Annotated in this window: 14 protein-coding genes; 8 read left to right on the top strand and 6 right to left on the bottom strand. The window is 35.8% G+C overall.

The features are described 5' to 3' along the window. Positions 1–171 precede the first annotated feature (171 nt). Genes ACOWPH_RS25760 through ACOWPH_RS25750 form a run of 3 tightly spaced genes read right to left on the bottom strand, consistent with a single transcriptional unit; the run spans position 172 to position 3655 of the window. Positions 172–1101, bottom strand: a complete 930-nt coding sequence (locus tag ACOWPH_RS25760; protein WP_042464545.1) for a hypothetical protein — start codon at positions 1099–1101, stop codon at positions 172–174. Further along, positions 1061–2506, bottom strand: coding sequence for an AAA family ATPase (locus ACOWPH_RS25755; RefSeq protein ID WP_015212959.1), 1446 nt, complete (start codon positions 2504–2506; stop codon positions 1061–1063). Before ACOWPH_RS25755 ends, ACOWPH_RS25760 begins: the two co-directional genes overlap by 41 nt. Before the next feature lie 6 nt (positions 2507–2512). Further along, positions 2513–3655, bottom strand: a complete 1143-nt coding sequence (locus ACOWPH_RS25750) for a DUF4145 domain-containing protein (protein WP_015212958.1) — start codon at positions 3653–3655, stop codon at positions 2513–2515. 259 nt (positions 3656–3914) lie between these two features. Between ACOWPH_RS25750 and ACOWPH_RS25745 the strand changes: the two genes are divergently transcribed. The 3 genes from ACOWPH_RS25745 (at position 3915) to ACOWPH_RS25735 (ending at position 9183) form a co-directional block, all read left to right on the top strand. Next, on the top strand, positions 3915–6026 hold the full coding sequence (locus ACOWPH_RS25745; protein ID WP_015212957.1) for a TIGR00300 family protein: 2112 nt from the start codon (positions 3915–3917) through the stop codon (positions 6024–6026). A 210-nt stretch (positions 6027–6236) separates the two neighbouring features. After that, positions 6237–7979 (top strand): GUN4 domain-containing protein, encoded by a 1743-nt coding sequence (locus tag ACOWPH_RS25740; RefSeq protein ID WP_242043091.1) that lies wholly within the window; start codon positions 6237–6239, stop codon positions 7977–7979. 427 nt (positions 7980–8406) lie between these two features. After that, complete coding sequence (locus tag ACOWPH_RS25735) at positions 8407–9183, top strand: Uma2 family endonuclease (protein WP_015212955.1); 777 nt, start codon at positions 8407–8409, stop codon at positions 9181–9183. Positions 9184–9352: 169 nt separating this feature from the next. Here ACOWPH_RS25735 and ACOWPH_RS25730 read toward each other — a convergent pair whose 3' ends face one another. After that, positions 9353–11881, bottom strand: coding sequence for a BsuBI/PstI family type II restriction endonuclease (locus tag ACOWPH_RS25730; protein WP_015212954.1), 2529 nt, complete (start codon positions 11879–11881; stop codon positions 9353–9355). A 176-nt stretch (positions 11882–12057) separates the two neighbouring features. Here ACOWPH_RS25730 and ACOWPH_RS25725 point away from each other — a divergent pair, with 176 nt between their 5' ends. The 4 genes from ACOWPH_RS25725 to ACOWPH_RS25710 all read left to right on the top strand — a co-directional run bounded on the left by ACOWPH_RS25725 (position 12058) and on the right by ACOWPH_RS25710 (position 17832). Next, a complete protein-coding gene (locus tag ACOWPH_RS25725) occupies positions 12058–14541 on the top strand; it encodes a U32 family peptidase (RefSeq protein WP_015212953.1) in 2484 nt (827 codons plus the stop codon). Between the two features lie 171 nt (positions 14542–14712). Continuing rightward, positions 14713–17097 carry a dynamin-like GTPase family protein gene (locus tag ACOWPH_RS25720; protein WP_015212952.1) on the top strand — a complete coding sequence of 795 codons (2385 nt, stop codon included), beginning with the start codon at positions 14713–14715 and terminating at the stop codon, positions 17095–17097. 91 nt (positions 17098–17188) lie between these two features. Beyond that, positions 17189–17560, top strand: a complete 372-nt coding sequence (locus tag ACOWPH_RS25715) for a KGK domain-containing protein (protein WP_015212951.1) — start codon at positions 17189–17191, stop codon at positions 17558–17560. A 26-nt stretch (positions 17561–17586) separates the two neighbouring features. Further along, complete coding sequence (locus ACOWPH_RS25710) at positions 17587–17832, top strand: HNH endonuclease (RefSeq protein WP_015212950.1); 246 nt, start codon at positions 17587–17589, stop codon at positions 17830–17832. Here the strand turns inward: ACOWPH_RS25710 and ACOWPH_RS25705 are convergent. Both ACOWPH_RS25705 and ACOWPH_RS25700 read right to left on the bottom strand, forming a co-directional pair. Then, positions 17829–19274 carry a glycoside hydrolase family 13 protein gene (locus ACOWPH_RS25705; RefSeq protein WP_015212949.1) on the bottom strand — a complete coding sequence of 482 codons (1446 nt, stop codon included), beginning with the start codon at positions 19272–19274 and terminating at the stop codon, positions 17829–17831. The genes ACOWPH_RS25710 and ACOWPH_RS25705 overlap by 4 nt on opposite strands. A gap of 149 nt (positions 19275–19423) precedes the next feature. Further along, entirely contained in the window at positions 19424–20902 is a 1479-nt protein-coding gene (locus tag ACOWPH_RS25700) for a site-2 protease family protein (protein ID WP_015212948.1), read from the bottom strand. Between the two features lie 409 nt (positions 20903–21311). Here ACOWPH_RS25700 and ACOWPH_RS25695 point away from each other — a divergent pair, with 409 nt between their 5' ends. Next, on the top strand, positions 21312–22097 hold the full coding sequence (locus ACOWPH_RS25695) for an MBL fold metallo-hydrolase (protein ID WP_015212947.1): 786 nt from the start codon (positions 21312–21314) through the stop codon (positions 22095–22097). Positions 22098–22124: the final 27 nt, after the last annotated feature.

Below are 22124 nucleotides of genomic sequence, written 5' to 3'. Positions count from 1 at the left end.
TTATTATTGATCTTTTGGCGTTGCTGATTAAGAGTATGATTTTGTTTCACGCAGAGGCGCAGAGTCACAGAGAGTAAGAGTTTGAAATCATTGATTTTTCAATTGCATACCCTAATTCAGCAATGCCGCAAGTCTCTTATTTTCTACTATTATTTTTGGGGGGCATAAAAATTAAATTTTCTTCTGATAGTTTTCATAATTTGATATTTGGTTATTTGAAAACTTGATTGCTAATCTATTTATCAGATTGAGTAAATCTAATTCATTTTTTATTTTTTCCTGTTCTTCATTGTCCTCTATATTAATTTCAGTATATTTTGTATTAGCTAATAAAGTTATATAATCGCTGTCATTTGGTAATAAATAGTTGATATAAATTCCTTCTCTATCATTCCCGACTAAAAAATTGCTAGAATAGTAGTCATCAGGTATACGTTTTGGTAATGCTATTGTTGTTAAAATTTGTTCAATAAACAAAGCATTTGATTTAGTAATTTCTTGATGATTATATCTATCTGTTATCTTATTTGGTTTTGAAACATAAGGATATAATTCGGCTTTGTGATCATATTTAATAGGTAAAATAACAAAACCTTTTAAAGCCTCTTCTGCTATTTTTTTATCTGGGACTTGTGAATTATATGGTGTCAATAAAATTCCTTGATATTTAACTTTTAGTTTGCTAGGTAAATGAGTGGAAATTTCAGTTTGTAGAATTTCTTTCAATTTTAAAATTTGTTCAATTCCATTTTCTAAAGAATTGTGATTCTTACCTTTCATTTCAATAATGGTGCAAATGCAAGATTTAGAATCAATATAAAGAGACATATAATCTGGACGCTTTAATGCTTGATTTCTAATTAGAGGATCATTTCTTCTATCTATTTCAAGCAAAATACATATAGCTTGATTTTGAGAATCTAATGTTATCCGAAAATGTACTCCACTTTCTTTAGGAACAGTTCTTCCTGGTACTGTACAGAATACTAGCAGATTTTCTAGAAAGTTAAAATTTTGCCAATCAAGTTTATCTTTTTTATCCTTGAGAAGTTGAGCAAGACTATTCTTCTGTTTCATATGCTTTTTCTTGTCCTGCTTCATAAATTTCAAAAAACTTTTGTTGAATATCTACAGCAACATCACTTAAAGTATCCCATCTAATGCCATAATCTGGATCATTTAATGAAACTAATTTATTATCTTTCATTTCATACGCACTAACTTTATCAATAGGTAAAAATGCTCTTTCATCTTGAAGATATAAAGATGAAGATTGACGTTTTAATATTTCAGGATTTTCATGATTACCATTAACTAAATTATTCAAATGTGCCATAATATAAGGACTATGGGTTGTGAGTAAAATTCTCACACCAAAATTAACAAGAATAGATAATGCTTCCAGTAGCTTTGCTTGTGATTCTGGGTGTAAGTTCATCTCTGGTTCATCTACTACCACAAAATCACCTTTACTTGCGCGAAATCTTAAATATAAAAGTAATGGTGCAAGTTGCCTGATAGAAGATGAAGCATTATATAGATCAATTTCTAAACCTTTTTTAACTAAAACTTTTATTTCTTTTCCACCTAGCTTAGTAGGTTTTAGATTAGTTTTATTTTTGTTTTGTAGTTGTTCCTCAATTTCATCAGCTAACTTCTGAAATTCATTCTTATCGCTTGGATTAATTTTCGGTGTTTTTTGAAGTTCTATTTCAGACAAGAAATCTAAAAAATCTTCTACTGGTTTTGGATAACGAATATCACCTTGTTCTCTTAGTAGTTTGAGTCGTCTTTCTGAACTGTTACTAAATAATTGTCTTTGAGTTTCTTTAAGAAATTTATAACGGCTATTTTCCAGCATTTTATAGGTATTTATAAAAGCATTTCTTTCCACGGGAAAAGGAAAAATTTCAGTATAAAAAAGTATCTCTTTAATGAGAAAGAAAAATAAGTCATCTGGAGGAGTTTTACTATCATTTTCTAACATATTAACAATATTTATTATTCTTCTATTGTTATTTGTTTTCTCTATATTTACTTGAGCATATAAAATATTGCCTTGACGACTAAATTTGAGTAAAGATCCATCTATCAAAACAAAGGGATCTTGATGAGTTAAGTGATTGATTGCATCTTCCACCTCTTTACGAGAAACTATTATTTCAAACGATGTTTTAGAAAAAAGTTTACGACTTGAATCTTGAAAAAATGATTCTAAAGTATCACCTTGGAATTGTTCTGCTGCATTTTTAGCATCTGTAATAAAAAAATCTAACACATTATCATCTATTATTAGTGACCAATTACCTTCCTGTTCGTGCGTGAATTTTATTAGATTCAGGTCTTGTTTAAAACTGATACTTCTGCAAGCACGCTGCCACAACCCATAGGTAGAATAAGCAATATAAGTTTTACCTGAGTTATTAGGTCCAATAATTACTGTCAGAGGACGCAAATCCAACTCTGTTTCTTGAATACTACCTAAATTAGAGAATTTGATTTTCATTTAAGACTACGATCCTGGTGGTAAAGGATATATTTTAACAAAAGCATCAATAGCAATATTATCAAGTTTTTCCAGTGCTATTCCTGCTTTATACTGAACATCATCATTTGGATCTTTCAATGCCTTAACAAGAGATTCTATTACATCAGGGTTATTTGTTCCAATATCGCCTAATATGGTGGCAGCAGCAGAACGAACATTATGGCTAGTATGCTTTTCTAAAGCATTAATGAGTTCTGGAATAGCTTTTGAACCAATAGATTTTAAATAATTGGTCGCATCTTTACTAAATTTAGTGCTATTGATTAGACTCAGGAATACTGGGATTACTTTGTCAATTTCTATATTTATTTTAGCAAGTGTACTAGCCGCATAGTAGCGTACTGCTGATGTTTCATTGTCATCTAGTTTTTGGACAAGATTGTGAATGGTTTCTTCTGTTAAAGTCGTTGTTTCTAAATCTGGAGATGGTTGTACTTTTCCTCGTCTTTCCAGTAGTTGTTGAAATTTATAATCAAAATCAATACAATATTCTACTAACGCGTATGTAAAATCAAGAATGTCTTGCGTATCTTCCTTAGAAAATTTTTCAGAACTGTGTACAGCTTCATTACCAAAAGACTTTAAAACATTAGCCCATTCATAAAATTTATTATCAATAATTTCTTCATCTCGCATTTTCGCAAGCTTTCCATGCAAATTACCTGGCTGTTCAATTTTAAAATATAAACATAGCATTTCCATTGTTTTTCGACACATTACTACACTTGATGTGTATAGTTCACCTTGAAAACAAGTTCTCGCTTCTCGAAATGTATCTCTAATATCTTGGGCTTTAGGAGATATATCAGCAAATTCTTTTAACAGAGGATATAGATATATAATTTCTGTCACCCATTCAGGTTCGTAACACATCTCTATTTTATTGGAATCCCAATTTTCAACAAATTTAATAATATTAAAATCTTCACAATTAGGACATAATAAGCTTTGAATTTTATAAATTTCCCAACAGTCGTATTCAAAATCTGAATCATAATATATGTCTTTTCTATACTCACCTTCACTAATAACTTTCATCAGAGTTTTATTGCCACAATGCCCGCAACGAACAGTTTTTGTAGTATGTTTATACTTTTGCTCAGTCATTAAACGACACCATAAAAAATCAAATTAATGCCATTAAATAATTATACACAAGAAGGTAAATGCCAGCAGTTGACATCTCTTCATAAACCTTTTTTGCTTCATGTCCTCAGTTTGTCCCTAGCAGTAATAGAATAATGAAGATATCCTTATAAAGCCTACCAAGAGCAAAAGGTAGGGATTAAGTAGCAGATTTGACAGACTGAGAACACCAAAACTCTGTATCCAGAAGAGATTACTGAAAAGCGAAGTAAAAATTTTTATGGTTTCCCAAATTCGGTTTTTAATGTGCGCTCCTGACCATTATGATGTGGATTATGTGATTAATCCTTGGATGGAAGGGAATATTCACAAGTCCTCACGCGATCGCGCGGTGGAACAATGGAATAAATTATACAATGTTATCAAAAATCACGCCATTGTTGATTTAGTTGCCCCAGAAAAAGGCTGGCCTGATATGGTATTCAGTGCCAATGCAGGTTTAGTCCTCGGTGAAAATGTCGTTCTCAGCCGCTTTTTACATAAAGAACGCCAAGGTGAAGAACCGCATTTTCAACATTGGTTTGAACAAAACGGTTATAATGTTTACACTCTGCCTAAAGACCTGCCCTTTGAAGGTGCTGGTGACGCACTCCTAGACAGAGAAGGGCGTTGGTTATGGGCTGGATACGGTTTCCGGTCAGAATTAGATTCTCACCCCTACCTGGCTAAATGGCTGGACATTGAGGTGATTTCCCTGCGGTTGATGGATGAGCGTTTTTATCACCTTGATACCTGCTTCTGTCCCTTAGCAAATGGTTATTTGCTGTATTATCCTGGTGCGTTTGATTCCTACTCTAACCGCGTCATTGAAATGCGTGTCGCACCTGAAAAGCGGATCGCTATTACTGAAGCTGATGCTGTTAACTTCGCTTGTAATGCGGTGAATGTTGAAAGCATCGTCATTATGAACAAAGCCAGTGAAAGTTTAAAATCACGTTTGGCTGAAGTTGGTTTTCAAGTGATTGAAACACCTTTAACTGAATTTCTCAAAGCTGGTGGTGCGGCTAAATGCTTGACTTTGCGGGTGACAGAACCAATTGGTGATGAAATTCATGCTAACGCATCTGTAGAAAGTCGTGTCATTCGCATGGAAGGACACTTGCTTGATGCAGGTTTAATTAACCGCGCTTTAGATTTGATTGTGGAAATGGGGGGAAGTTTCCAAGTTCTCAAATTCAACTTGGGAGAACAACGTCAAAGTACATCTGCGGCTGAGGTGAGGGTATCTGCACCATCCCACGAGGTGATGGAAGAGATTATATCACAGTTGATTGATTTGGGTGCGGTTGATTTACCCCAAGATGAACGAGATTCTAAGTTAGAACCTGTGATTCAAGCGGGTGTAGCACCTGATGATTTTTATGTCAGCACGATTTATCCGACTGAAATCCGGGTAAATGGAGAATGGCTGAAGGTGCAGAATCAACGCATGGATGGTGCGATCGCAATTTCTACAACTGCTAATGGTATAGTAGCAAAATGTAAACTGCTGCGTGATTTGGAAATAGGCGACAAAGTAGTTGTTGATGTTTTAGGTATCCGCACTGTCCGCAAAGCCGAATCACGAGAACAACGCAATTCTCAAGAATTCAGCTTTATGTCTTCTGGTGTTTCCAGTGAAAGACGGGTGGAATTAGTTGTTGAACAAGTGGCTTGGGAATTACGGAAAATTAAGGATAGCGGTGGTAAAGTCGTTGTTACGGCTGGGCCTGTGGTAATTCACACAGGTGGTGGTGAACATCTGTGTAGGTTAGTTCGGGAAGGTTACGTTCAAGGTCTTTTGGGTGGAAATGCGATCGCAGTTCATGATATGGAACAAAATATCTTGGGTACATCCCTGGGTGTGGATATGAAGCGGGGTGTGGCTGTGCGGGGTGGCCACCGACATCACTTGAAGGTAATTAACACTGTCCGTCGTTTTGGTAGCATTGCTAAAGCGGTAGAAGCGGGAGTTGTGAAAAGTGGGGTGATGTATGAGTGCGTGAAAAATAATATCCCCTTTTCTCTCGCTGGTTCAATTCGGGATGATGGCCCTTTACCTGATACCCAAATGAACTTGATTTTAGCACAACAGGAATATTCTCAAATCATTGAAGGTGCAGATATGATTTTGATGTTATCTTCTATGCTGCATTCTATTGGGGTGGGAAATATGACTCCTGCGGGTGTGAAGATGGTCTGTGTGGACATTAACCCGGCTGTGGTGACAAAATTAAGCGATCGCGGTTCAATAGAATCTGTAGGTGTGGTGACTGATGTGGGTTTGTTCCTCAGTCTGTTAACTCAGCAGTTGGATAAGTTAACTAGTCCTTATATTGCTAATGTAGGTTAAGAAATATCTCACGCAAAGGCGCAAAGACGCAAAGGTTTTTTCTGTGCGTTTTTGTGTCTTGGTTTTTTTTCACGCAGAGGCGCAGAGAACGCAGAGAAATATAATATAAGCAGTACCATTTATTCCTGTACTCACTATCAAGAACAGCATAGTGAGTTGACAGTTATCTCTGGAGAGAGGTTAAAGCAATTACGGGATTTTTGCTGGGAGATGGCTAATAAATTCAAGCAACAATCCGATGTTAAGAACATCTTCTTCAATAATATGAAAGGAAAGCTGGGTGAGGAAGTTGTTAAAATCCGTTTAGGTGATTTTGTAACTGAAATTGATTATGAAAAACGCATTGGTGGAGATGAAAAAATTGATTTTACTTTAACTTCTGATCCATCAGTTGGTATTCAGGTTAAAACCCGTTATGGATATTTTGATAAAGTTCAATGGACAATTGATAGAGAAGAAATTGAAAAAAATGCTGTTTTAGTTTGTATTTTATGTCAAGAAGAATTTAGTGAAACGGAAAAAGAATATGGTCTTATTATAGCTGGTTTTTTACCAACGAATATGATTAAATCAATTGGTGATAAAACTTTAGTCGGAATAGATGAATTACTTTATCCTGGTGGTTTACATGGCTATTTAGAGAATTTAAAATTATTTACATATTATGATTATCATAAGTATATCTTAGTGGGTGATGAATTTGTTAATAATCAAAATTATCAAGGCGCGATTACTAATTATAGTAAAGCATTGCAGATAAATCCTAGAAATGCTCAAATATATTTTAAACGAGCAGAAATTCATCATCAACTGGGAAACTTCCAGGATGCTATAAATGATTATAGTCAAGCAATATACATTAATCCTAAAGATGCTTACTCTCATAATAACAGAGGAATTATTTACTATGAATTGGGTTATATAGACTATGCCATTAATGATTATGAGGAAGCAATAAGAATTAATCCTAAAGAAGCTGTAGTCTATTTTAATTTAGCAATTACCTACTATAACCTAAATGAAATAGATCGGATTTATATAGATGAAATAGGTTGGATGGATATAGATGAAATAACAATCAGCTATTTGAATCAAGCATTAAATATTAATCCTGAATTTCATAAAGCATATTATGTTAGAGGAAAATTTCGTTTTCAAAGAGGAGATATACTAGGTGCATTTGAGGATTTTAATACAATAATAAAAATTGAACCTGATTATGCCTTAAATATTTATACATATCTTGCAGAAGTATATTACTATAAGGGAAATTATTATAGCGAAATAGGAAATAAAAAAACCGGACTTGAAAATTTGAATTTGGCAGCTAATCTATATAAAAAAATAAATAATGAATTTAGCTACAAACGTACTATTAACTATATCCAATATGTTCAATCGAAATATTGTGAATATAATTTTGACGATGATGATGAATATTATCAAATTATTTTTAATTCAAACAATAAATCCTTAGAAGTCAATAATGTTGATCTAAAATCAGCAGTAGGTATGAATTATACCCGTCTTCGTGACTTACTCGCAGCAGAGAAATGGAAAGAAGCTGATGAAGAAACAACGCGAGTCATGTTAGCGGTTGCGAAAAGGGAAAAGGAAGGTTGGTTAGATGTTAATAGCATTGATAATTTTCCCTGTGAATATCTTTGGACTATTGACCAATTGTGGGTAAAATACAGTAATGGTAAATTCGGTTTCTCTGTTCAAAAAAGGATTTATCAAGGTTTTGGGGGAGCAAGAGAATATAACTCCCAAATCTGGGAGAAGTTCGGGGACGAGGTAGGATGGAGAAAAGGAGTTTCGTGGTTGTACTACAAAGATATTACTTTTGATATAAAAGCACCAGAAGCCCACCTCCCTTGCGGTGGGGAAGGAGTTGGGGAGTTTAGTAGGTGTTGGTATGGTTGGGGTGTGTGGCGTTTCTCTCGCGTCTAGACTTGTAACTTGTAATACGCCCTAACGTGAAGTCAAAAGTTTGTAGCGTGTGTTAGAAGCGCGAAAAGATGATCAAATATACAAATAAATTAAATACGCGACATAACGCACCAATATTAATTGTCTGAATCAGGATAACCAGGATTAAAGGATTTACAGGATGGTAATTTATAGATTGTTTGTTGATGATGAAAGTTGTATTCGTCTGAATCAGGATATCCACCGATTATAAGATTAACAGGATGGTAATTTATAGATAGTTTAAATTATTCAAAAACAATCATTCAAAAACATCCTGTACATCCTCAAATCCTGGATATCCTGATTCTGACAATCACAACCCCCAAGATCCCCAACTTCTTAGATAATCGTTGTTACTTGTTTCCTGATATAATATTAAATTAACAACTGCAATCCTTTAAATAGTATGAGTGAAACCCTGGCTGATATTGCTATACCACCGCAGTTTCCTGATCATACTCAACTACCAGAGTCTGATGGTACTTTTGTGAAGAATTTTCAAGAACATCCCCAAAGTATAATTATTACAGATTCAATTATTCAGACTTTACAAACGTTACATCCAGATGGACAATTTTGTATAGGTCAAGATTGTGGTATTTATTGGCGCGAAACAGAACCACCAGAAAAAGGTACAGTAGCACCAGATTGGTTTTATGTCCCTGATGTATCACCAAGATTAGAAGGTAAAATTCGCCGTTCTTATGTATTATGGCGGGAATATATACCCCCATTAATTGCGATAGAATTAGCCAGTGGTAATGGTGACGAAGAACGAGATACCACACCTCTAACAGGTTTACAGGCTGGTCAAAAACCTGGTAAATTTTGGGTATATGAACGCATTATCCGTATTCCCTATTATGTTATTTATGAAGTGAATAATGATAAATTAGAAGTTTATCATTTGGTAGATTTTTCTTACCAGAAAATGCAGCCTAACGAACGTGGACATTATCCCATTCCCCCGTTAGGTGTAGAATTAGGTTTATGGCAAGGAAGTTATTTGAATAATCCTGAACAACTTTGGTTGCGTTGGTGGGATAAGAAAGGTAATTTATTATTATTGGGTAAAGAAGAAGCCCAATTACAAAGATTAAGGACTGAACAAGCAGAACGCAAAGCCGCACAATTAGCAGTACGTCTGCGAGAAATGGGTATAGATCCAGATACAATAGATTAAGAAATCTTTCGCGCAAAGAAAGGAAGATGCAAAGAGTTGTTTTTTCCAAGTGCAAGATATAAGCTAAAGCAGCAGTAAAAATGCTGCTGATGTAATTTACTGGAGTTTAGACAAGTTCAACACCAATTTAACTTATTGTTACTCACAAATAATTGAGGATTGCATATTACTAATAAATTTGTAGAAGATTTTCACCATTGAAGTGAATCAAATGAGTTCCATCTTCTGCTACCCATACATCAGTTTCCCAAGAAATTTCTGGTAAATACTCTTTCATTGCTTTGCGATTCAGAAAAGCTGTCACCATTACCAGTGGTATTTGAGAACTTTTAAATAAACTTTCAAGTTCAGTCTTCCGTTTAGCATCAATTGGTCCGTGTGATGTTACAGCTTCAATTAATACTAACCAGTTTTTAGCTTGGAAATGAATGATTATATCTGGCATCTTTCCATGTGTATCAATTTTAATTCCTAGTTCCGACAAAGCTGATTTCTCAAAATAGGCAAATTTTTCATCTGTATCACCAACGTAAATGATGTTACTATTAGGTGTAAATCGTGGGCAGAAATCATTAATTATTTTCTCAATTAAAATATTTTGACCACCTGGTGAAAGTGAGATTGATGCACCAGGAATATTCACTTCTATTCTTGCTTTTAATCTTGCTTGGGCATATTTGTTCTTGAGAGTTTCAATAGATGCTAAATAAGTTTGCAGATTTTTATCCCATTCATCAGTTTTAAATGTCCGCAACATTTCTAAAGCACTATCTTCAATTTGGTATACTGTTTTAGGACTGTTAACAGGACGCTCGATATTATCAGGATTGACAACAATTAAACCTGCATCAATAAATTGGTGTACAGTTTGACGACGGACTGTTTCTCGTGTGTTAGGAGCATACTTTTTAGCATATTGTTGTTCCATAAATTCCATCATTGGCGTGATGCCTAGGAGAGGTGCTTTTGCAGATATCCAAGATTCATAAGGTTTTAAATCAAGTAATGCTAATAAAGTTAAACCTGAACGTTCATTGAGTTGTTTTTTTGGAAAACCTAAATCAGCGAGTATTTCTATTGCTTCCTCAATACGTGCTTTGATGATAATTGGATTATTTTCTGATGAATCTGTCATATTTAATAATAACCTATCTATAAGTTTATCTATCTCAGACTGGTTAGGAAATTCTACTCCTATATATTTACCTAATAAATAAAGTTGTTCTAAAGTTGGATACTTTAAATTACGTAAATCTGTAGCATTAACTTGAGTGTGTCCATTAAATAGGCGAAAAAATGAATCTACTAAACTAGAGTTTAGATAAGCGGTAAGACCTTTTGCTAGAGTTAAATCTAGTCCCTGCCCTTGTTGATGAAAATAATTTAAGTGGTTCTCAAAGCCAATACTAGATGTATCAATTTTTGTGGCATCGTAAACAACAGCAACAACTCGTTTTTTTTCCTCTTTAGAAGAAAAACGTTTAGTTAATACATAATTTTCATTGGGAATTAAAAGATTATTTGTCTCTTTTGCTAATACTATAGCTTGACATTTTTTAGTCTTCTTTGGATAACTGATATAACTATGATCAAAGTGAGTTGGGTAAATTAATGGAACTGTTCCCTTCTCTGGGTTTAGTCTCAAATAAGGCTTGATTCTAAAATCAACCACTTTACCAGTAGAAACATTCAAACCTAAATCTTGAAGTGTGCAAAAAAATTGCTTCATTTGCTCAACTATTTGCTGATTTAAAGTATCTGGTATTATATGAATAAATTTATCTTGATCTTGAGGATCAATTACATCAGAGTAACAAAGATGATGAGACAGTATTAAGTCATCTTCTGCATTGATACTAGAGCTAATTAATATAGTATCTGGTTTTTTTGATTGTTTATAAGCGTGAACAATAACAGTTTCTTGTAATATTTTATCATTACTAAATACTTCTTTACGTGAATTGAATAAATGAATTTTTTCTAAAGCCATATTTTCCAGAAAAAATTGCCGAAACTCTCTAAAGTATGACCCATTGCAAAAACTTCTGGGAGTAATTGCTACTAATTGTCCATTTAATTTTAGTAATTTAATAACAGCAAAAATAAAACCTGTATAAATATTAGTTGTTTCCAAACCTATTGAACGTAATAATAAGCGGTATTTTGATTGGGAATTTATTTTGTAATATGGTGGATTAAGGATAGCGTGTGTAAATTTTGTTGTTATCGAATCAGCAAGTAAAGGATATTGTAATAAGTTAACGACTGATTCGATGAAATCACTTTGATGTATTGTATATGTAAATTTTATACCCAATTGATAACAAGCATTCTCACAGCATTTAAGCGTTTTTTCTAAGAAATCAATCAAAAAAGGGTCAATTTCGTAGGCGGTAATATGTAAATATTTTGGTCTTTTCAGTCGTTGACACAATTTAAAAACAACAGCAGTTAACAATGAACCAGTACCAGCACCAGCATCAAGTAAGGATATTTCTGTTAATTCAAAATCAAACATATTAGCCATAAATCTGGCTATTGCGTCGGGGGTTAAAAATTGCCCCATTTCAATTTTATGAGATTGAGTAAGTTGATTATTTGCTGTTAAATGTATTGAATTAACTTGAGTTAATAAATTTTCACAAATACTTTCATCCTGATTTACAAGCGACAATGATCTACTATTATTTATAGCCATTTTATGTCTGGATATTTATATTTTAATATCAATAAAAAATTAATCTATCTTTAGCTGATAAAAAATTATACCAGAATAATGGATTTTATTTTATGTCAATATAATTAACCATAGCCAACCAACTACCCCCCAATTTAGATACAATCTATAAACTGAACTAAACCTGACTAACCCCAATGACAAGCACCCCTACCCTCAAACTCCCCGAACTCCTAGCACCTGCGGGTAATTGGGAATGTGCAAAAGCAGCAGTAGAAAATGGTGCTGATGCAATTTACTTTGGTTTAGACAGGTTTAACGCACGGATGAGGGCTGAGAATTTCACCGAAGCAGATTTACCTGAGTTAATGGAATTTCTGCACCTACGAGGAGTCAAAGGTTACGTCACCCTGAATACCCTGATTTTCCCCCAAGAACTCACTGAAGCACAGCAATACCTCAAAACTATCATTTCTGCGGGCGTTGATGCTGTCATCGTTCAAGATATCGGTATTTGTCGTCTGATTCGTCATCTTTCCCCCGACTTTCCCATTCACGCTTCAACGCAAATGACGATTACTAGTGCTGCGGGGGTAGAATTTGCAAAATCTCTTGGTTGTCAATTGGTAGTTTTAGCGCGGGAATGTTCCATTACAGAAATTAATAAAATTCAACAACAAATATTTCAAAAAAATACTTCCCTACCTTTAGAAGTTTTCGTTCACGGTGCTTTGTGCGTCGCATATTCTGGACAATGTTTAACTAGTGAAGCACTGGGGGGACGTTCTGCAAATCGGGGAGAATGCGCTCAAGCTTGCAGAATGCCTTATGATTTAATTGCAGATGGTGAAGTTGTTAATTTAGGTAATCGGAAATATTTATTAAGTCCTCAAGATTTAGCAGGTTTAGAAGTTTTACCGGAGTTGGTTAAATCTGGAGTTACTTGTTTAAAAATAGAAGGACGTTTGAAAGCACCAGAATATGTTGCTAATGTTACTCAAGTTTATCGAAAAGCGTTAGATAAAATTATAAAAACTAATATAGAACAAAAATCATCTGTTTTGCGTAAAGACCAATATAATCTAGAAATGGCGTTTTCTCGTGGACTATATACTGGTTGGTTTGAGGGAATTAATAATCAAGAATTGGTTCATGCAAATTTCGGGAAAAAACGCGGTGTTTATTTAGGAGAAGTTACCCGTATTAGCAATGAACAAATAACAGTGAAACTAGAAGCACCAGTTAAACCAGGTGACGGAATTGTTTTTGATTGTGGACATCCAGAAAGGCAGGAAGAAGGGGGAAGAATATATGCAGTTGTGGAAAAAGGAAAAGACGTAATATTAAGCTTTGGTAGAAATAATTTGAATTTCCGACGGATAAATATAGGTGATAAAGTTTGGAAAACTAATGATCCAGAACTTGATAAACAAATCCGTCAAAGTTATGCTGGAGAAAATCCCCAATTTCAACGACCGATTAATATAGAAGTGTATGGAGAAATTGGAGAAAAATTAATTGCGATCGCTCGTGATGAATTTGGTAATATTGTCCAAGTAGAATCAGAAATATTGCTAGTAGAAGCACACACTAAACCTCTCACCACAGAAAGGGTAAAAGAACAATTTGGACGTTTAGGAAATACTTCTTTCTATTTAGACAATTTTATAAATAATCTCAACGGGAATATTATGTTACCCGTGAGTGAATTAAACCGAATGCGTCGGGAAATAGTCACCCAATTAGAAGAATTAAGAAGAAAACCCAAACTTTGGCAATTAAATCATCATGGAAAATGGCAAGATTTAATTACTTCCAATTTTTCCCCTATTCCAGCTTTTCCTTCTCTGATTGTTTTAGTCAGAAACATCAACCAACTCAAAGCAGTATTAACAGCAGATATCAAAACAATATACTGTGAATTTGAAAATCCTCGCAATTATCAAGAAGCAGTCAAAATAGTGCGAGAATCTGAATCAGAAATCAGTATCTTTGTCGCACCACCCCGCATAACTAAATCTGGAGAAACCTGGATTTTAAAACAAGTTCGTGATTCCAAAGCCGATGGTTATTTAATTAGAAATTATGACCAATTAGAATATTTTGCAAATGAAAGATGTGTTGCTGACTTTTCTTTAAATATAGCTAACCCACTCACAGCAGACTATTTGCAACAACGCTTTAATTTAGAAAGATTAACAGCATCCTACGACTTAAATGTTAACCAACTCGAAGATTTAATTACAAATTATCCACCCCAAAACTTGGAAGTGACAATTCATCAACGAATACCAATGTTTCACATGGAACACTGCGTATTTTGTGCTTTCTTATCAGAAGGAACAGATTATACTAACTGTGGTAGACCTTGCGAAAAACTAGAAGTCAAAATTAAAGACAGAGTAGGTAGTGAACACATTCTCAAAGCTGATGCAGGATGCCGTAACACTGTATATAATAGTACTGCTCAAACTGGTGCAGAATATGTACAAAGGCTAATATCATTGGGTTTACAGCACTTCCGGATTGAATTTCTCAACGAAACACCGGAACAAGTAATAAAAACAATACACCGTTATAATCAACTTCTTCAAGGAGAAATCAACGGTTCTCAACTTTGGAGAGAATTGAAACTACAAAACCAATTAGGTGTAACTCGTGGTGCGTTAAGTAGAATGTAGCTAAATTGCAGTAAGTAGTATAGCAATTCCCAATCTCATGAAATACACCCCACCCGCGCTGTCGCGCACCCTCCCCTTACCAAGGGGAGGGTTGGGGAGGGTTAATTTTGTATCTAACTAGAGTGGGAAAGGCTATATTACAATACTTATAAACATTGTTTACTACTTATTATGTCAAGTTTAGCGCCTCAGTGCCAGCAATTACAAACTCAAGTTGAATCTATTTTACAACTGTTGCACCAAGAAACAGCTTTGCGTTCTCAAGATATAACATCTGTGCAAATATCTTTAGATAAAGCAATTTCTCCGAAATTTGAAATTGTGTTTGCAGGTGCTTTTAGTGCGGGTAAATCAATGTTGATTAATGCACTATTGGAGAGGGAATTATTATATAGTGCAGAAGGACACGCAACTGGTACAGAATGCAAAATCGAGTATGCACCAGCAGATTCAGAAAGAGTTGTTTTAACCTTTTTGAGTGAAGTAGAAGTTCGTGAACAAGCGGTTTCTTTGTGTCAACAATTGGGATTTAATACAGTAGAAAATATTAATCAATCTGATGTAATTGATTTATTGCGTCAAGGTTGTACAGTAATTATTCAACAGGAAGGTGGAGAGAGTAAATCAGAACGGGGAAAACAAGCAAAAGCATTAATTTTGTTATTAGAAGGATATATAACAAACCGCGATCGCATCAACACGGTTAATAATGCTACATACTCAATGGAACAATTCAACTTTACCAACCTCAAAGAAGCAGCAGGATATGCGCGAAGAGGTAGTAACAGCGCGGTTTTGAAGCGAATAGAATATTATTGTCATCATCCGCTTTTAGAAGATGGTAACGTCATTATTGACACACCTGGGATTGATGCACCCGTAGAAAAAGATGCACAATTAACCTATGCAAAAATACAACATCCAGATACATCAGCAGTCGTATGTGTTCTCAAACCTGCTGCTGCGGGTGATCTGACAAAGGAAGAAACCGAATTATTAGAAATAATGCGGGAAAATACAGGAATAAGAGACAGGGTTTTTTATATCTTTAACCGCATTGATGAAACTTGGTACAATAATCAACTCCGACAAAGATTAGAAGATTTAATTAATGGCCAATTTCGAGATAGTAGCAGAGTTTATAAAACCAGCGGGTTACTAGGTTTTTACGGAAGTCAAATTAAACAAACAACAATTTCAGATAGATTTGGTTTAGACTCGATTTTTGTTGAAAGTGTGAAAGGTTTAGATGGGAGAGAAGAAACACCGCAATTTATTAATGAGTTTAATCGCTATTGTGCTAACTCTGGTAAATTGTCCCCTAGTCAATTTCGCATTTCAGTTAATAGCTTTGAAACACCTAATCAAAACTATGTGAGAATTTTAACTGAACAGGGAACACCGTTAATCAAGCAACTCATTCAAGATAGTGGTGTTGAAGAATTCCGCACATCAATTACACGCTATCTCACAGAAGAAAAACGTCCGCAATTATTTAAAAACCTTGCTGATGACTTAGAAGACATTTGCATCAAACTCAAAAAACACTATCAAAGTTTGCAACGAGACTTAGATAGTCAACCGCGTGAAATCGAAAGTATGAAAGAATATGAGTTGCAAAAATTAAATCAGCAACTCCAGCAAGTTGGGAGAGATTTTAGCCAACATATTCACGAAGAAGTCAACGGATTGATTAATAGTAATTGCGAGCAATTTGAAGCAGACTTTCGACAATTACAATCTCGGATGATTCGTCGTTTGGATGAATTACTAGATACATTTTCTGTAGCTGATGCTTATCGTCGTGCAACATTAAGTCATCCCCGCAACGCAACTGCACCTTTACTTGCTATTTTAGTAGAGGCTTTTTATTATTTATCTAACCAGTTGGAAGACATTTTAATAGAGTCTTGTCAACAGGTAATTGCTAATCTATTTCAGCAGCTAATGGAAAAGATTAGAAAATCAGAATATTACCGTCAATTGTATCGTTTGTTAGGAAATGATGGGGGAATTGAATCAGAGATAAAATTGATAGAAAAACAAGTTTCTCAAGCTTTGGTAAATGCTGCTAGTGTGGAATGCGATCGCTTTGTGAGAGAAAGTCACAGATTTTACAACGAAGGAACATTTTCTATTTATCAATTTCGACAAGTATTAGAACAAACTTCACAAGGTTATGATGCAGAAAGTATAATTGACGCTGAACCAGCAATTAGACAATTATTGAAGTTAGATTTTGAACCGAAAGTTGAAAATACAATTCGTAAATCTTTCCGACAAACCATCAACCAAACTATCAAAACTCAGTTGTTACCAATGGGGGAAAAACAAGCAGATGATATTTTACAACAATATCCTCATGCGCGTGCTTATTTAGAGAAAACTTTGGAACAAGAAGCGGAGGAAAAGATCGCTAACAATCAACGTTTGTTAAGTCAGGTTGCGAGGAAAGTTGAGGAGTATAATACAGCAGTTACGGGAATTAATAGTTGTTTACAAGCAATGCAGTTATATGAGCATTTATTGCCGATAATTGGGGAAGAAGAGGTATAGTATAATATTTTGGGTGAATGCAGGGTTTTTCTGTGTTCACCTAATAAGAGTATTCTCACGCAAAGGCGCAAAGACGCAAAGGAAGAAAGATATGGAAGATAATTTTAAGTTGATAGAGTGTAATGATGATGATGTGATTGAATGTAATGATTTAACTTATAAAGTTAATAAATTGAAACAAGCATTTGAAGAACTCGGAAGTGATACAAATTTTTTGATTTCTCTATGGGAAGCATTGAGGAGACAAAAAATTTATTATTTACAAGATAGACATTATAATACTGAATGTTTCAAAGAAGGTATGGATGTCAAAATGCTAAATTTAGGTTCTAAATCTTGGAGAAAAGGGAAACTCAAATTTAAACTCAGCGTTGAATTTTACATTGAAGAAGACACAGAAATCAAAGAACCAGAATCACCCCTTGACGATTTACGACGTATGATAAACGATGCTACATCATAACTCTTACCTTTGCGTGAGATAAAAACATGAACAAAACCCCACGTATCACCATACCCCCAGAAGTCAGAACCTACGTTTTCCAAAGGGATAAATATCAGTGTCAAAGCTGCGGTAAAACTTCCCAAGAAACTAACCTCAGCATTGATCATATTATCCCTTTGTCTCGTGGTGGTAAAAACGATATTAGTAATTTACAAACTCTCTGCTTAATTTGTAATCAACAAAAAACTGATAAAATAGACAATCGCTTTCACCGACATTTCGATATTTAACCTAAAATGCAACCAGTACGGGGGGGAATGGTTAAATCAAGAATTTCACTATTCCATTCAACTTCCCCAGTACCAAATAAAATTTGCTCAGGTTGAGTTTGTAAACTACTACAATCTACATTACCCGTTGCGGTTGCTGTTCCCACATTCACAGCAATAATTAATTCCTCAGTTCCCAAGGTTCGCGCAAATATATACAGCGTTCCCTGTGCATAAAGAACTTGATAATCCCCAATACGCAAAGCTTGATATTTGTGACGTAGAGAAATTAATTTTTTGTGAGTATCAAGAATTTCTAAATTCCAATTAGATTCTAAAGGAAACCCCCGACGCGAATCAGGATCTAATGCACCTGGTAAACCGACTTCATCACCATAATAAATACTAGATGCACCGGGGAAAGTGAGTAAAAGTAAAGTTGCTAATTCTGCACTTGGGATATCACCACCAGCAATGGTAATTAATCTCGCTGTATCATGACTTGCAAGTAAGTTAAGTTGCGTTAGCTGAATTTCCCAAGGATAAAATGCTAGTAATTCTTTGATTTTAGCAGCGTATTCAGCCGCAAATAATGGTGGAGAGGGTTGATAATCACGGCCTTGTACCTGTTCTAAATCTACTCTGTCGCCTGCGGTAAAGGCAATAGTTGGCCCAGCAAATAAATAATTCATCACCCCATCAAATTGGTTTCCATCTAACCATTCACGGGAATCTCCCCATACTTCACCGACAATATAAGCATCTGGATTAATTGCTTTGACTCGTTGGCGAAATTCTTGCCAAAATCCAGGAGTTTTAATTTCAAAGGGTACATCTAAACGCCAACCATCAATGCCAAATTTAATCCAATATTCGGCAATTTCCATGATGTATTCCCGTACTTCTGGGTTATCATGATTAAATACTGGTAAAGAGCGAATTCCTGCCCAACCTTCATAGTTTGCAGGTAATTCACCAGTGTAGGGTGCAAGAGGCCAGCCGTGAATTTTAAACCAATTTACCCAAGGAGAATGGGGTCCATTCTCTAAAACATCATGAAAAAAGAAAAAGCCCCGACTAGAATGATTAAATACTCCATCTAACACAACTTTTATATTTCGCTGATGGGCTGCATCTAGTAATTCTTTAAAAGCTTCATTACCTCCCAAAAGTGGATCAACTTGATAATAATCATGGGTATGATAGCGATGATTACTTGCAGATTGAAAGATGGGTGTGAAGTAAATGGCGTTAATTCCTAAACTTTGGATATAGTCTAATTGTTCCAATATGCCCCACAAATCTCCACCTTTATAACCTTGGAGGGTTGGCATTGCTTCCCAATCTTCCCAACGCGCTTCATTTAATAAACGTTTGCGTGGTTGTTTGCTTCTAGCAAATCTATCGGGAAAAATTTGATAGAAAACGGCGTGTTTAACCCAGTCTGGTGTTTGAATTTGCATAAATTTTGTCCATTACTCTATTAGTACACATTTAGAGTATGACGAAATTTCAAACTTTGTGGCTTTGCCCCTTTGCGCGTTCGCGCAGCGTGCCGTAGGCATAACATAATTCATACCGCAATTATGGTAATGAACAACTGAGAGTTGTTCTAAATCTGCAACACACGAGCCAAGAATTGAGGTAGTGGCAGGATTATTATTAATAATAAAGCGATCGCACTTAATCCCAAAATATCACGTCCGTTATCCAGTTCTGTGACATCGTTCAGCGCTGGCTCATCAATTAAGGGAATAAATAATAATAGAATTGCCCACAACAAAAATTCTCTACGAATAAAAGACAGCATGAGTAACAACAAACGAGCGATTTGACCAATGATAACTGCTGTGCGTTGTCCAAACATGGCATGAACAATATGACCTCCATCAAGTTGTCCCACGGGCATCAAATTTAATGCTGTGACAATCAGTCCTAAAAATCCAGCTACTGCCACGGGGTGTAAATTCAAGGCAGATTGGGCGGTTAATTCACTTCCCAAGGCTAATTTTGAAAGCAATGCTAATAAAATTGAATATTTGGGATTCAGGGCATTGGGGTTTAATAGTCCCATTTTTTCGCTCAAAGGTACTACTTCCGAATGAGCTAAACCCCAGATCAGTAAAGGTAAAGTGGCGATAAAACCAGCAATCGGCCCAGCAATACTGACATCAAATAACGCTTTGCGGTGGGGAATGGGACTACGCATTTGAATAAATGCGCCAAAAGTTCCTAAGAAAAAAGGCACAGGGATAAAATATGGCAAGGTCGAGCGAATTTTATGGAATCGAGCCGTGAAATAGTGACCTAGTTCATGGATACCCAAGATGGTGATTAATCCTAAGGCGTAGGGTAAACCATTTGTGAGTAGAGTGAGGTCAGATTTGAGTTTCGTTAATTCCACCCCAGCAATTTGCGAGCCGATTAAGGTGGTGGTGAATAAAGTCAGTAACAACAATGAAAGGGCTACTGCGGCTTGAGTTAAATTTTCTGAAGCGCGGTTTGTATTTTGTTTAGCCGCTTGGGAATTGGGAACGAGTACAAAGAAGGGTTTATCATTCATACCTTCTTGGAATATCACCAAAAAGCGATCGCCAAATTGCTCTTCAATATTTGTTTTAATTTGGTGATAAGCTTGATTGGCCTTGGTTCGCAACTGACCACGACAAATCACCGCTTGGGGTCGATACTCAATGTTTTGTAGGTAGTATACAGACCAAGGGAAACAATTTCGCAAATTAGTTTCTTCTGCCGGCTCAATGGGACGCACTGGTGATGCTTCGGAGGTAGGATTATTAGCTGATGGTGATCCTGTCATTTGTCCTTGAGTCTGGGCATCTCCTGGTACTCTACGCCCTGATAGAAATAAAAACCAGTATAGCAGTAGAGAAACCACCAAAGGCCAGATAATCAGCCCTGGTGGAGGTGGTTGTTTGACACCATAAATCAATGTCCAACCGCTTAAGATCAATGCAGGTGTCATTAACACCAGCCACAATAACCACACTGGTGTGCGGGTGATATGAGCAACGCTGCGCTGCACTATGAGATAAGTAGCTAGACCCAGTAAGAGAAGAAACCAAAATGCCATGTTATGTTCACTAATTTGGACAAAAAAAGTAGTTCAGGACTGCCTCGCTATTTCCTGCCAAGACGCTGACGCAAACAGGAGTTCATGATCAAGGAAGTAGGAACACAGAAGTTATACTGCAAACGGTTGAAAATTGGACTGATGTCATACTGAGTTCGATATAAGATAATTTGTGGAAAACTCGCCCCCAGTAGAGTTTCAAACCCTTATTCTCTCGCTCTTAAAAATCATAACTCCGTTCGCGTAGCGTCTCCGAACTCAGAACTCAGAACTCCGAACTCAGGTGATATGGGTTATTCTGTACATTGGAAACGCCTTAACCGACAAAAATTCTTTTGGGGTAGTAGTACTCCTAATTAAAGAGACCTACCACAAAATCAGAATTCTTGATTTTGAAATTATTTGATTTATGTCTCCCGCACTTCAACAAACAAGTTATCCAATTAAGCCTCCTCAAACTGTACTTTCTGGTCAAATGCCAGTAGGAGAAATCCCTGCTAATTCAACAGAAACAGAATTTACTGACTTGGGCATCAACAAAATTTTTGCCTTGCCACCAAATCGAGATACATTAGGAGGAACTTCTTATCTTATTGTAAGAAATGAAGGTAATATTCTCATCGACTGCCCGTCTTTAGAGCAAATTAATCAGGATTTTTGGGAATGCCTGGGGCAAACTGCACAAACAGAAAAAGGCGTACGTTGGTTGTTCATAACTCATCGTGGTGCTATTGGTAAAACAGCAGAAATTCAACAAGCCCTTGATTGTGAGATTCTCATTCAAGAGCAAGAAGCTTATTTGTTACCTGGCTTAAATGTTACTACCTTTAATCAAGAATTTACTCTTGATGCCACCACACAAGCTATCTGGACACCTGGACATTCTCCAGGCTCCTCATGTCTATATTATCGCGAATTTGGGGGAGTTCTGTTTTCGGGACGGCATTTAGTCCCCAATCTGCAAGGTGAACCAGTAGCATTACGCACAGCAAAAACTTTTCACTGGCCTAGACAACTTAAAAGTGTTCAAGCTTTATGCGATCGCTTTACACCAGAAACTCTACAATACATTTGCCCCGGCGGTAACATCGGTTTCCTTCGAGGCAAACATTTTATAGATCAGGCTTATCAGCGATTGGAGGCAGGAGGCAGGGGGCAGGAGGCAGGGAGCAGGGAGCAGGAAGAAGAAAGATAAATACTCTCCCCATCACTCCATTACTCC

Source organism: Anabaena sp. PCC 7938 (assembly GCF_049315035.1).
Taxonomy (GTDB): domain Bacteria; phylum Cyanobacteriota; class Cyanobacteriia; order Cyanobacteriales; family Nostocaceae; genus Anabaena; species Anabaena cylindrica.
Note: the sequence above shows the minus strand (reverse complement) of the source record. Positions and strands in the feature narration are given on the sequence as shown.

Coding starts and splice junctions, on each gene's coding strand:
- ACOWPH_RS25760 (WP_042464545.1), bottom strand. CDS start 1,101: ATGAAGCAGGACAAGAAAAAGCATATGAAACAGAAGAATAGTCTTGCT.
- ACOWPH_RS25755 (WP_015212959.1), bottom strand. CDS start 2,506: ATGAAAATCAAATTCTCTAATTTAGGTAGTATTCAAGAAACAGAGTTG.
- ACOWPH_RS25750 (WP_015212958.1), bottom strand. CDS start 3,655: ATGACTGAGCAAAAGTATAAACATACTACAAAAACTGTTCGTTGCGGG.
- ACOWPH_RS25745 (WP_015212957.1), top strand. CDS start 3,915: ATGGTTTCCCAAATTCGGTTTTTAATGTGCGCTCCTGACCATTATGAT.
- ACOWPH_RS25740 (WP_242043091.1), top strand. CDS start 6,237: ATGGCTAATAAATTCAAGCAACAATCCGATGTTAAGAACATCTTCTTC.
- ACOWPH_RS25735 (WP_015212955.1), top strand. CDS start 8,407: ATGAGTGAAACCCTGGCTGATATTGCTATACCACCGCAGTTTCCTGAT.
- ACOWPH_RS25730 (WP_015212954.1), bottom strand. CDS start 11,881: ATGGCTATAAATAATAGTAGATCATTGTCGCTTGTAAATCAGGATGAA.
- ACOWPH_RS25725 (WP_015212953.1), top strand. CDS start 12,058: ATGACAAGCACCCCTACCCTCAAACTCCCCGAACTCCTAGCACCTGCG.
- ACOWPH_RS25720 (WP_015212952.1), top strand. CDS start 14,713: ATGTCAAGTTTAGCGCCTCAGTGCCAGCAATTACAAACTCAAGTTGAA.
- ACOWPH_RS25715 (WP_015212951.1), top strand. CDS start 17,189: ATGGAAGATAATTTTAAGTTGATAGAGTGTAATGATGATGATGTGATT.
- ACOWPH_RS25710 (WP_015212950.1), top strand. CDS start 17,587: ATGAACAAAACCCCACGTATCACCATACCCCCAGAAGTCAGAACCTAC.
- ACOWPH_RS25705 (WP_015212949.1), bottom strand. CDS start 19,274: ATGCAAATTCAAACACCAGACTGGGTTAAACACGCCGTTTTCTATCAA.
- ACOWPH_RS25700 (WP_015212948.1), bottom strand. CDS start 20,902: ATGGCATTTTGGTTTCTTCTCTTACTGGGTCTAGCTACTTATCTCATA.
- ACOWPH_RS25695 (WP_015212947.1), top strand. CDS start 21,312: ATGTCTCCCGCACTTCAACAAACAAGTTATCCAATTAAGCCTCCTCAA.